This is a genomic window from Scytonema hankhaensis NUACC26 (assembly GCF_045865695.1).
GTDB lineage: Bacteria > Cyanobacteriota > Cyanobacteriia > Cyanobacteriales > Nostocaceae > Scytonema.
This window is the reverse complement of sequence record NZ_BAACAP010000241.1, coordinates 17,124-30,197: the sequence shown is the minus strand read 5'-3', so window position 1 is coordinate 30,197 and position 13,074 is coordinate 17,124. Positions and strand designations below refer to the sequence as shown.

Annotated in this window: 7 protein-coding genes; 4 read left to right on the top strand and 3 right to left on the bottom strand. The window is 40.2% G+C overall.

Going from position 1 to position 13,074, the window contains the following annotated elements; genetic code table 11:
- Nucleotides 1–26: 26 nt before the first annotated feature.
- The 4 genes from ACKTT2_RS40625 to ACKTT2_RS40610 all read left to right on the top strand — a co-directional run bounded on the left by ACKTT2_RS40625 (nucleotide 27) and on the right by ACKTT2_RS40610 (nucleotide 9,713).
- Nucleotides 27–263: a hypothetical protein gene (locus ACKTT2_RS40625; RefSeq protein ID WP_407897193.1), complete on the top strand. Its 237-nt coding sequence runs from the start codon at nucleotides 27–29 to the stop codon at nucleotides 261–263.
- Between the two features lie 585 nt (nucleotides 264–848).
- Nucleotides 849–2,561: a hypothetical protein gene (locus ACKTT2_RS40620; protein ID WP_407897191.1), complete on the top strand. Its 1,713-nt coding sequence runs from the start codon at nucleotides 849–851 to the stop codon at nucleotides 2,559–2,561.
- 11 nt (nucleotides 2,562–2,572) lie between these two features.
- The gene (locus ACKTT2_RS40615; protein WP_407897189.1) at nucleotides 2,573–3,922 is read left to right on the top strand and encodes a hypothetical protein; all 1,350 of its coding nucleotides are present in this window, start codon (nucleotides 2,573–2,575) and stop codon (nucleotides 3,920–3,922) included.
- Nucleotides 3,915–9,713, top strand: a complete 5,799-nt coding sequence (locus ACKTT2_RS40610; RefSeq protein WP_407897187.1) for a DEAD/DEAH box helicase — start codon at nucleotides 3,915–3,917, stop codon at nucleotides 9,711–9,713. The genes ACKTT2_RS40615 and ACKTT2_RS40610 overlap by 8 nt, the downstream gene beginning before the upstream one ends.
- 44 nt (nucleotides 9,714–9,757) lie before the next feature.
- Here ACKTT2_RS40610 and ACKTT2_RS40605 read toward each other — a convergent pair whose 3' ends face one another.
- From ACKTT2_RS40605 to ACKTT2_RS40595, 3 genes are read right to left on the bottom strand one after another with little or no spacing between them, the layout of a single operon-like run.
- Complete coding sequence (locus ACKTT2_RS40605; RefSeq protein WP_407897185.1) at nucleotides 9,758–10,882, bottom strand: phosphoribosyltransferase-like protein; 1,125 nt, start codon at nucleotides 10,880–10,882, stop codon at nucleotides 9,758–9,760.
- A 14-nt stretch (nucleotides 10,883–10,896) separates the two neighbouring features.
- Nucleotides 10,897–12,168, bottom strand: coding sequence for a P-loop NTPase family protein (locus ACKTT2_RS40600; RefSeq protein WP_407897183.1), 1,272 nt, complete (start codon nucleotides 12,166–12,168; stop codon nucleotides 10,897–10,899).
- A 2-nt stretch (nucleotides 12,169–12,170) separates the two neighbouring features.
- The gene (locus tag ACKTT2_RS40595) at nucleotides 12,171–13,028 is read right to left on the bottom strand and encodes a hypothetical protein (RefSeq protein WP_407897181.1); all 858 of its coding nucleotides are present in this window, start codon (nucleotides 13,026–13,028) and stop codon (nucleotides 12,171–12,173) included.
- Nucleotides 13,029–13,074 lie beyond the last annotated feature (46 nt).

Sequence of the window (13,074 nt, the reverse complement as noted above, 5' to 3'; positions counted from 1 at the left end):
GTAGAACGAGGTACGTACAACACTCAGTGCGATCGCTATTTGTTCGTCCAATTTGGAACTCTCTCATCGCTTTAGGGCTTTTGACCGTGGCTGCCGTGTTTTCTGCACCTGCCACGGCAGGAACTATAACCAGACAATCGGGTAATGTCCGGGCAGAAATCTCCTACGAAAAAGCACAAGACTACCAGTATAAAAATGTTCGTCTAAAAATCATTCGTGCAGGCAAAACTGTTTTTGATCGCAAACCCCCTCGCGAAAGATAATGATTATGATAAACCTTAGCACATCGGTATATGTTGGATCGAGGCGAAGACGGTTGGGTACAAGTGAGACAGGCATATAAAGGAAGCGCTCGCAACAGCTATTTTGCCGACTTACGTAAGTTTTTCCGTGAAACTGGTTATATCCGTTAATTATAAGCACCCAGTGTAGGGCTTTGGTTTGGGAAGATGAGTCTAGTTTTCTCAGGGAACGATTTAACAGCGTGTATGTACACAGTAGGAATAGCAAGAAGTAGATATTTTTTGTGTTGTTTTAAGTACGGGCAACAAACAGCCCCATACTAAACATTTTACCCGTTTGTTTAATAATTTTTGTAGATTTTTATAATTTTATTATAACAAATATCTGAAAACTGAAGCCAAAAATTTTATAACGGAGATTGTAACCACTTAGCTACGTACAACACAGAATTTTCAGAGACTGACTTGCAACACAAAATTTTTTCAGTTAAATTGTGCTTAATTATCATTATTTTTGGGAAATTGTTGCGTAAACCAGAAATGATTTTGAGCAACGCCTTAGAAGACCAAACCTTTACACAGGAAAAGCTATAGGCTTAAGCATCAATGGCAAGCTATAAAGATTGGAACCAAGCTTTAGTAACTTACTTTACCAGTGGTATATCACGCGGTACAAAAGTATATTTGAGTGTTGACGACGAACTCCTAGAACGTCTTGGTTCAAAACTTAACCAAAAGTTTACAGATGGTAGCTGGAGTAACGACTTTCGTATAGCTGTTAAGCAAAAGGTTATTGTTGAAGGATACGTGAATTTAAGCAAATTGCGACCAGTGGGTGCTGATGGCTTACCGCAAGGAGTCGCTTTTTTAGGAGCAATGGTATTAGCTGCTAATGAGATGGCAGATGAAGAAGAAATCTCAGAAGAGAATTATTTAAAGCGTTTGCGAGCGGTATTGGGTTTGCCTACAATCGATAAGGGCCGTCCACCGGGTATGAAATCTGGTTCTGATGCAGAAGAACCTTTGTGGCTGTATTGGAATCGTTGGTTAATGGCTAATGGATTTATGGCTTCAGCATACAGAGGTCGTGGGGGACGAACTACATACATTAATTATCCAATTTCTCAATCTCTGCTTCGGCGTGCTGATAAAAACCGACTGATGCAGCTATTTAGTGATAAGCAATGGACAGCACCGTGGGATGCTATGTCTCTATTTACGAATGTCCGTCGCGAAGCGCCACGATTACCTAAACACCTGAAAGAATTGCTAACGAACAACAGAGAACGTTATGAAGCAGTTGCCGAAGCCATTCACGAAATTTACGAGCAGTGGCAGGATAATAGTTTCTCTGTTAAGCAAAGAACAGAAGTACAAAGTTGGAGCCGTCATATTTTTGTTGGCTTATATCGTACTGAAGACCCATTTTTAGGCGAAGTAAATTACTACCTTTATCCTAGGCAGATACGTGGACGACAGCTAGAACTAGTACAAGTTCAGTATGAAGATAACAATGTTTACCAGCTAAGAAATGAACGTCCCGGTTGGTATTTTCCTTTGGAATGTCTACTCAAAATAAAGGAATTGGAATGTGGTGCTAAATACCCAATTACTTTTCCACCAGAGCTTGATTCTCTAGTTTTGCCTTCTCGTAACTTCTGGATATTAATTCCAGATCCAGATGACCCTGACACTGGAGCATATGCTACTTGGGGACAACCATCACTTGGTACTCAGTTTATTTTGTTATGTAAAAAAGAGTTACTTTCTGATATCAACCGTTTGCGAGATGAGCGTTTAATAGATTGGTATGGAGAAGCCCAACCTATCTTTGACAATTCAAATTGGGTAGAGCTTCACCACTGCATGGTAGTATCGCAGGCGTGGGATGGAGTTTTTATCAAAAATCCAGAACTCAAGGATGCTTTACAACCAAGTACCCGCCTATCTATCAGTATTTCAGGTGGATTGCGTGTACCCAAACAAAATGTATGGCTGCAAGGCTACAGCCTTCAGGTAACTGTCTTTGGCTTTTACACCACGGCTAAGTTAAAAATAACTCAAGTATCAGATAATTCCCAGATACTGGATAAGTTGCAAAATACGAACACTCCAACTTTAGTGGACTTTCCCAGTTCAGGTGACTTCCTAATTCAAGCGACTTGTGGGAATGAATCAACTGAACGTTTTGTCAGGATAGTTGATTGGAGTAGTCTTTCTATAGAAAAACTGAAGTGCCATGAAGTTATTCCTGTTGGTTGTGGGCATCATATATGTGGCACTGTAATTAAGCCAATTACTGAGCCTATTGAGATTTAAGCAACTACATCATGACACGAGTCCGTTGGTACAAAGGATATAAATATAAGGGAAATCCTAAAGAACTTGTAGAACAAATTTCTAAAAAAGTTCAGGAACATTATGTCAGTCAATATATACCTCTTTTACGCATAGAAAAAGGAGCCAAATCAAGAAAGGAGTTTTACTTTTTTCTTGCTATTGAAAGCGAGCAAATAGGAGCAATTCCTCCAGATGTAAATACTTCAAATTTACTACAACTACCATTTTTCAAATTTCCAGCAGTACGAGGAGACTTCAACTTCACCTATGAACAAATTAAACCAATGGTAGGTGCGACCCATGATGTTCATGATTATACGAACCCAATTCCTTACCAACTCATACAAAAGGTGATTTATGAGCATCCATTTGACTTTACACCATTATCACCTGCTAATGACGTATTACTCGTCGAAATTCAGTCTCTCTCACACTGTTACGAACAACTGCTCTACTGGCTTTCCGCTTTTGGCAGTGGAACTTGGGAATCTTTCAAAAAAGCTTGCGATGTGCTGAATCTTAAAGAACCTAAAAAGATTTTACGAAGACTGAGGTTACTTGGACATATTGAGACTTCATTAAACGGTTTACGGTGGTCTACTGCACCTACTACTCTTGTTAAAATTGCGTCAAAATCAGATTGTCAAAAATTTATACTTTGTGGTCAAAGAAATATAAATTTACTTCGGTTACTGGAACAGTACACGAAGTTAGAGTTTAGCAATCAAGCAACGGGAGAAGCGCCTCCTTGTGTTTATCTTCAGCTAAATGACCCTGCCATATTCTTTAATTTGCTTCAACATAACAGTAGTGGGTATTCTCTTACCAATGTAGGTGAAGTATCAAAGCACCTAGCTAGTATTTTGCCTACACTGGAAGCTTGGAAGCAAAGCCTCAGAAATCTACAAGGAATTGTACCAAGTTTCTATGAGTGGAAGTATTTTGACAGGAATAATTTTGTTGAGTGTCTTTTTCCCACTGAAACTGGTATGTACCAAATGTGGAAACAAGGAATAAGCACTCGCCCTTTCTATACACTTTTTTATGATAGAGAAAGTGATAGCTGGCTACAAGGCGACTGGTACGGTCTTCGATTTCTTTCATTACAGTACAATGGACAGGAATGTATTGTTTATTACGATGTGAATACAGAACGTTTGGCAGTACCTATATTACAAAGGTGGCCCGAAATTTATGAACGCGTACTGGTATTGGCATCGGGAAAACTACCAATTTTTCAAAGCTCTTACTTGCTTTATGACAACGTTCAACTAGAAGTAGTGTGTCAACTGAGCAACAAACTTAACGTCAAAGTTAGCAAGGAATTTACTTATGCATGACCTATTAGGCGCGTATCAAAGACTTGACCGGATCTATCAACTTTATATTAAAAGCGCATTTCCGCTACGTTATCGCGCTTTGGCTGAAGAACGCGATCGCCTCCTACAGCAACCAGGTATTTTAAGCCAGCCTCCTTTAGTTGAGCCAGTTCCCATTTACCCCTCATCGGGAATGAATTTGTCAGCCTCCGCCAATCAATTGCCCTCTGAATACCAAGATTTGGCACACTTGGGACGAGAGGTTTTCGATCCAGGAGTTCCCCTTTATCAACATCAGTGGGAAAGTTTGTATCAAGTTTTGGTTAACCAACGAGATATAGTCGTCACAACAGGTACTGGTTCAGGAAAAACAGAGTGCTTTTTGTTACCACTGATAGCACAACTAGCAAATGAATCTAGAACTTGGGATCCCAATCAATCAGCACCTACTAATCATCATTGGTGGAATGGTAATGGAAACCGAGTTTCTCAATGGAACCACACACGCCGACCCAAAGCCCTCCGCGCCTTGATACTTTATCCCCTCAATGCCCTGGTCGAAGACCAGTTGCGTAGGTTGAGAAAAGCTCTTGAAGCGCCCTCAGTACACAATTGGTTGAATCAATCACGAGATAACAACAGAATTACTTTTGGTCGCTATACAGGACAAACCCCTGTTTCTGGAGAAGAAAAACCAGATAGCGTCCGGCGACTTAGGAATGAGTTAAGAGAGATTGAGCAGCAACGGCTACAAGTAGATACAGTTATACAAAACAATCCGTCTTTACTTCAGCATATACCGGATTTGCCCTACTACTTTCCGCGACTAGATGGTGGTGAGATGTGCTCTCGATGGGATATGCAACAAAGCCCGCCAGATATTTTGATTACTAACTACTCGATGCTCAACATCATGATGATGCGGAGCATTGAAGATAATATATTTGATGCAACTCGTGATTGGTTGGGTGAACCAAATCATCCAGAGCGCCAATTTTTCCTGATTATTGACGAACTTCACGCTTATCGGGGAACACCAGGGACAGAAGTTGCTTATATCCTGAGACTACTGTATTCCCGTCTGGGTTTAACATCTAATTCACCTAAACTACGAATTCTGACGACTACTGCTAGTTTGGATGACTCGCCTCAAGGAAGAACGTTTTTACGGGAATTTTTTGGAAGGGATAATTTTGAGTTTATTACCGGAACGCAAAAAGCTCCAAAGAAAGGAGCGAGATTTTCCCTTTCTTCCTACGCAAATGCTTTTGCTCAGTTTGCACAAGCAATGCAAGCCGATCCGCTCAACCCAATGACGCAACCTGACGATCCAGACAGCAATACGCAAAAAGCAACTGAGATACGGAATGCAATGCTGAATCTAGCAACTCAGCTAGGACAAACTCAAACTTCTGGATTGACTGTAAAGCAAGCTTTGGCAGAAGCTTTAGTAAGAGTTGGCGCTTCAGATGCAATGCGAGATGCCTGTCAAGAAGTTGATTGCCTGGTTCAGCCTACGAATAATCCTACAGTTCGAGCAACAAAAGTAACAGACGCAAATAACCCTACAGATTTAGACCGTCAACTTTTCCCAGGTGCTGTAGGGAGTGGTTTTGTATCGGATGCAATGCGAGGATTACTTCTAGCATTGGCAATGTCTCAAAAGGCTGATGGGCGATCGCCGCAACCAGTGCGAGGACATTTATTCTTCCACAATTTACAAAACCTTTGGGCTTGTTGTAATCCTGATTGTAACGACCCAGGAGTCGATCAAACCCTTAGACAAAATAATCAAAATAATCAAAATCGCCCCACTATTGGAGCGATTCACGCAACCCATTGCCTTAGTTGCTCCTGTGGTTCTCGCGTTTTAGATTTGATTGTATGTGAAGTCTGCGGAGAGGTTCTTGTTGGAGGCTACAGGATAGCTCGTAAGCAAGGCAATACTAACGTAGAAATTATTACACCAGACCAACCAGATTTAGAGGGAATTCCTGATAATATTACGCTGAGTCAACGCCACGGAAATTATCGAGTGTTTTGGCCTTTACCTTGGGATACACCACCTTGGGACACCCAACCTCAAAGTGTAGACTGGACTGTTGACAGGATAAAACGCAAATGGGTTCGTGCAAAGCTCAACCGGACTACAGGCGTACTAGTACAAAATAGTAGCGCACCTCAGCCTGATGAAATACCAGGGTGGGCGTACCAAGTCGTGGGTAATCATCCAGAAGAACGAGCGTTACCAACGAAGTGTCCCCGTTGTGATGCTGACTACGGAAGGAGAGAAAAATTTCCTACTCCTCTTCGCTTCCATCGCACTGGCTTTCAGAAAGCTTGCCAGGTACTAGCCAGTGGTTTGCTTCGAGAAATGCCAGCACCTGCAAACCCAACGCAGCAAAGTCGCTCCTCTCAAAAGCTAGTTATTTTCTCGGATAGTCGTCAAGATGCTGCTAAATTGGCTGCAGGGATGGAGCGAGATCATTATCGTGACATGGCTCGCTCAATATTAATTCAATCTTTCAATGAATATTGGCAAGACCTTGTATCGTTTTTGCGGGTTACTTGTGGTGCTAACCAAGCGATTTTAACTCAGTTACAGGCTTTGAATTCCAATCTTCATGCTGCTGTCACTCAACCAACACAGACTAACGACACAATTGGGCGTAACCGATTTACTAATGCTAACCAAACATTAGTAGCTGAAGCATCTTTCTGGATTATGGGTTTGCCCCCCAACAATCAACAAGCTTATAACGAATGGATGGCTTTACTACAACGTTATCCATCTCGTGTTCGCCTATTGGAATTGCGACAAAAAGTTCGAGATACCCTACTGGAATATGGTATTTGCCCTGGAGGTTCAAGCCTAGATATTCTTTACTATATTATGGGGCAAGGACGTGGGCGACAAAGGCAACCTTGGTTTGATTGCTATAACTGGGCAGTAAACCCTGTAACGCCAGTTTTCCCACTCACCAATGAGCAAAATCGTCATATTGGTGTAATGGAAGCAAGGCTAACTGAAGAATTAATGTATGCTCTTTTTCCTCATATTGCTCGGACATTAGAGGGGCTAGGACAGGGTTGGGTTAGCTATCAATCTCAAGGAAATCCTCCATCCAGAGTTATTGAGGCAGTTGATGCAGCGATCCGAGAATTAGGGATTAGAAAACTACATAATTTTAGTAGCAATACGTTTTACCCTGGTCAAAATACTGATTTACCCGGTTTTGCTAAAAGGTATATTGAGCGTGCTGGTATAATTCCAGAAGATATACGGCAACAATTACTACAATCACAAGTGGGAATTTCTGGTGGTAATAGTTTGAACCTCAATCCCAATAGTCTCTATCTAGTCCCACCGCCGCAAAGAAATAACAATGGTTCTCGCCCTGGATATCGTTGTAATCGCTGTAATGCATTCTATCTCCATCAAGCATCTGGAATTTGTCCGGTTTGTAATAGCGATCGCCGTTCTAATGCACTTGTTCAACCATTAATATCTGACACAACAACTACAGACTTTGATTACTATACTTACCTTTCAGAAGAAGCAGGTCAGCCTTTCCGCATGAATGCTGCTGAATTGACTGGACAAACTGATCGGGGCGATCGCACTAAACGCCAAAGATGGTTTCAGGACATTTTCATCAATCAGGAAATTCCTCGCGTTCAAGGGATTGATCTGTTAAGCGTAACAACCACAATGGAAGCAGGGGTCGATATTGGTTCGCTATTAGCAGTAATGATGGCGAATATGCCTCCCCGTCGCTTCAACTATCAACAAAGGGTGGGGCGAGCCGGAAGACGGGCTGCGGGTGTTTCTTTAGCCGTTACTTTTTGTCGAGGAAGAAGCCATGATGATTTCTACTTCCAACGTCTAGAAAGTATGACAGGCGATCCGCCACCGCCGCCTTATGTGGATATGAGAAGTCAACAAATTTTTGAGCGAGTTCTAGTTAAGGAGGTGTTGAGACAAGCATTCCCCATAGCAAAATCAAGCTTGCAAGCAATAGGTGTTGGGTTAACCAATGATGGTAATGATAGCGTACATGGTGAATTTGGTTCTGTCAGTGATTGGAGTAACTACGAACCAGAAATTGCTGCTTGGTTGAATAATCTAGCAAATGAATCAAACATTTTAGCAGTTTTAGCGGCTTTAAGGGTTGAAACTAACTTACCCCATGCAGGTGACGCCCAGATGCTTGCTGATTTACGTAATAATCTCATACCGCGTATTAATAATGTTGTTAACGACCCCTCATACACTCAAAATAAGCTGAGTGAGCGTTTGGCAAATGCTGGTTTATTACCCATGTTTGGCTTTCCTACGCGAGTCCGCTTGCTTTACACCAGTTGGCCCTTTTCTCCCGAACCGTGGCCACCAGAAACGGGAGTGGTAGATCGGGATTTAGATATTGCCCTTAGCCAATTTGCTCCAAAGTCGCAAACTGTTAAAGATAAAGCGGTTCATAATGCTTGTGGTGTAGTTGAATTGTATCCTCAAGGTAATACAGTGGTTTCTGCTCCTGGGTTATTTCCTGCACTACCTAATGGTAATGAATCTGTAGGACTATGTGGTAACTGTCAAGCAGTGGTATTTCCCCACACTGGACTAAATCAGCCTCCTCCTGGTGGTCAAGAAGCGCAAAAAACTCACTGTCCGGTTTGTGGTGCGAATGAACTGCGTTATTTAGACGCACGAGAACCCAAAGGATTTTTTGCTGACTTAAATCCTGAAGACTTTGATGGACAATTTGAGTGGCAACCACGCTCTACTCGACCATCGTTAAGTGTAAGAGCTAATGTGCCACAATCTTCAGCAATTGCAAATACTAACGCCTCAGTGTCTGATTTTTATGAAAATATTATTTCTATCAATGATAATGGTGGTGAAGGTGGGTTTGATTTTTACGAAACGGTCAGGATTTACGGACAACCGAAACCAGGAGCGTATGCGATCGCTACAAATAATGATTCTGTGAGGACATCAGGTGCTTGTTATCGTATTGCACTGTTGTCTAAACGTAAGACAGACATTTTGTTAGTTAATTTTAATTATTGGCAAAATGGAGTTTTTGCGCCACCAACAACAGTAGAAGGGCGTGCTGCTTGGTATTCCTTTGCTTTTTGGTTACGGGTAGCGGCAGGCGCGCTCTTGGATATTGATTCGCAAGAGTTACAGGCTGGATTTCGCTCGCTAAAGGATCAATCGGGAATGGTGATTGGTCAAGCATTTTTGTGCGATCGGCTAGAAAATGGTGCGGGATACTGCCGCTTTTTGGCACAGCCACAGGAGTTTCAAAATCTTCTGGCTCAAGCTGACTGTGCTATTCAAAATAGCATTGCGTGGAAATGGTTATCTCCAAAGCACGAGGGGGATTGTGATACGTCATGTAATTTATGTTTGCGGGATTACCGAAATCTACCTTACCACGGAATTTTAGATTGGCGACTTGCTTTAGATATGGCGCGATTAGTATCTGATGCTTCGGCAACTATTGATTTGCATACCCCTTGGAGCAGTTACCCTAATCCTTGGCTGAGATTAATTCAAGGAGCTAATGCACCTATTCCCGCTTCGTTGCAGCGTTTAGGTTATAGTTCACCAACGCATTTTGGAACGTTGATTGGATTTGTTCACCAAAGTTCTCGGCGAATCCGAATCTTGCGCCATCCATTATGGCAAGATGACCATCCTGAGTGGATTGCAGCTGTAGCAGCCGCCCAGAGACAATACCCCAATCATCAAATTGAGTCTGCAAATCCGTTTATGGTACTCCGACGACCTGGAGACAGTGCCTGATGTTTGTTGACTACGCTCAAGAAAGAAATTCTAACTAAGGAATTTCATTTTTGTCCCTGCTTATAGCGCGTTGCACTGGGGGTCTGGCTAGTTCTGAACAATGGCTCCCAGTTTTGACTAGATTTATGAAAAAAAGGTAAGGTATTATTGGGGCAACTATAATGATGACAAGTTAAGGCTCCTGACTCACGGTAGCCTGCAGATAGTTTTCCTGAGGCGCGTAGGCAGTATTTTTCTATAAAAGCATCATATTCATCTGTAGAAATTCTATAGCTAGTCAAAAGTTCTATAATTTCAGAATTTTTGTAGTCAAGCATTTCCTCATAGAAGAGGGTATCACTTCTGGACGGAGCAAATTCTATACTATCCAAGCTAAATGATTTTGATTGGACAACATACATAAAAACAAAAAAAGAATTTTGATATGCAGGATATTCCGCTAGAAGTTTATTAATTTCCCGAATACATTTAGTTAGCTGATTTCCAGAACCATTTGTGTAGTCCATAAATACAAAAACAGAGTTTTCTGGTTCACCTTTTCTAGCTTCAAAATATTCTTTTAGAAGTTTAAACTTCTTTTCTCCCTGTGAACTGGTAGTAGTAAGAGCTGACCTCTCGTAAATGCTCCAAAGCCTATGCTGGCTCTCTACAGATGTGTCAGTAGGTGACGGTAACATAGCATATCGAATTATTTTGTTTCGCAGCCATTTTTGGAATTCAGCTTCATTCTTAACAGCCGGCTTGGACACAGAAAAAAAAGCTTGACGAAGCCTATCTTCTTCCATTAAAAATTGCAGTAACTTTTCTTGTAACCTACGAGTAGCGATTTCTATTTTATCGCTTGAAAAAAACTGAATTTTACTTAATAATAAATGTGCTATATTTTTCTCTAAGGGTGTATCAAACTGATTTAACCAATTCCGAATTTTAATTTTTGATATAGAACCTTCCCAACCCCTTAGGCGATCGTAATGCTCATCTATATCTATGCCCTCATCAAATAATAAAGTTTGCTCTACCTGCCTTTCTTCAGGCAAAATTGAGGCAAGAGGTTTATTATACGGGGATATTAAATCTGACAGTTTTCTTTGACAGAATTTGATATCATCATTAATTATTCTAAAATGTTTTATTGCTTGATGATTCGAGCTATTTGTATTTTCCTGCATCTTGCTTTCTATACCTAAATGTTTTCTCGATTGCTAAAAATAGTTTTAAATACCTCATCAGTGAGCGTATATCTATATGGCTTTTGACCAAAAATCTCTAATAATAGTTTCATCTCCGGGTTATTCCTGAGTTCTTCACTAGCTTTTTTCAGCCTGTATTCAACTTGATTACTGGCAAGATTATGAAAATATGAAATAGGGCTAGTATCCTTCAAAATTGCTAGGAGCTCCGGAATTGACTTTCGTTTACCACCGCTAAAGAATAAAAGATCGAGAAAAGCCTTTGCATCAGACGAGAAATCAAAATTTCTCTGTAACTGTAAAAAATAATTAGATGCATAAACTCGATAACTATTACTAAAAATTCTTCTAGCCGTTTCAATATTAACTGATTCATAAAATTGCTCTGCTTCTGCCCAAAGCAATTGGCATATCGTTTCTACATACCTTGGTATTCCTCCAGAAACTACTGCTACAAAATCAATTACATCGTCTTCAAAGGGATAAACCTTGTCAGTCACTCTTAAGGTAACAGAACTATTTTTAGTTTCTACATACTCTTTAACTTCTGAAACCAGCAAAGGATTGAGAATTTTAAAGTTAAATCTTGCTTCCGGCAATTGTCGTGCTTCTTGATAAACTTGGCTGTAGTATTCTTGAGTCATACTTATGCATAATCCCCAACCAGGACGTATGGAGAATTTTTCCGACAGGCTGTGTAAAAAACTCATAAAATATGAAATTTTGATTTTTAGTGTAGAAAAAAGCGCTTCTACTTCATCAAAAGCAATTAGGATATTATATTTTTGCGCCCGCTCAAGCATTTTAAAAAAGCCATCAAATAAATCGATGTACTCTATCTGCTCAAATAACACAGCATCTTGTTTTGTCAAAACTCCTTCTCGCACTAAAAAGTTATACATTTTTCTTAAAATGGCTCCCAAAAGACTTTCAAAGTGCCTGTCCGGTTGGCTAGAGGCTGCTACTGGTGTAACAATCTCTTGAAATTTAATGGGTATACAAATACCATTTTGATTGCGAAACTCTTGCGCGATAAGATTTAGTAGAGTCGTTTTACCATAACCATAATCCCCAACAAAAAATAGCTTTATTGGGCTTCTTAGTTTAAGGGAACGTTTAACATCCTCAAGTAACTCATCTATAAACTTTGTACGAACAATGCTAGAAGTAAAGTTTTGGTCTACTACTGACATTGCAGAACCAGAACTAACGTAAGGATTTCGAGCAGGAGGTATAGGGTTATTATGAATATCTTTGTAAGGCATCTTTAAATAGCAATAGCAGGTTCTACAATTTTGACAAATCCATACTGAATACCTCGAATATCGACCAAATCAATTCCCATATTTTGAGCAAGTTGAGATTTAGTAGTTCTTAGTTCAATTCGATTAGTAAGTTGTAACTGTGTTAAGTATTTTTTAAAATCTTCTTCTCGATAGTCTGTAACTTCCTTAAGATGATTAAATATCTTATCTAACGGAATTAACCCCAAATTTCTCTGAGCTACATCCCGATAATTTTCTGCAATAAATTGTAAAAGCTTTAATGAATTGTCAATCTGGACTTTATCTTGATAAAACATATCAAGATAGCCTACGCCGGGATGACCTACATAGCTGTAATCACAGTGTTTTATCAGCAGATATTGAAGTTTTGTAGGTTTGGGCTTGTCCTCTAATTCAAATTTTGCTTGAAGTACTCTTCGGTCAGAGTTATAGTCTCTAACAATTTTTGAATATTGCAAGCAAATCCGAGTTAAACTTTCATTAAATGTCTCTATAGATTGAAAATTTAATATAAGTTTTAGCGAACCTATTACCTCTATTCTGGCTTTGCTAGGAACGGAAGCTCTTTCTAAAGGTTGAGATTCAGAATAGAGAATATTGTCAGCTTTGAATAAGTCAAGAACGTAAAATCCAGCAAGATAGTTTTTAATGGTAGTAGCGGACATAGTTTTTCCAGTTGTCCTACCTTCATGTACAGTCAATTTTTCTTGCAGCCATGATACAGCTGACTTTAAGGGCTGTCCGTTATTAGTTACCAGTCCTTCTACCAGAAGTTTCATATCTTCTGGATGCTCTTTTGGCAAGTAGAACTTTGGAATTACCTTAGAAGTAGTACTCATAAGCTTGTACTCTCAATGTTTTATCTATGACAGAAGTAACCAGTCA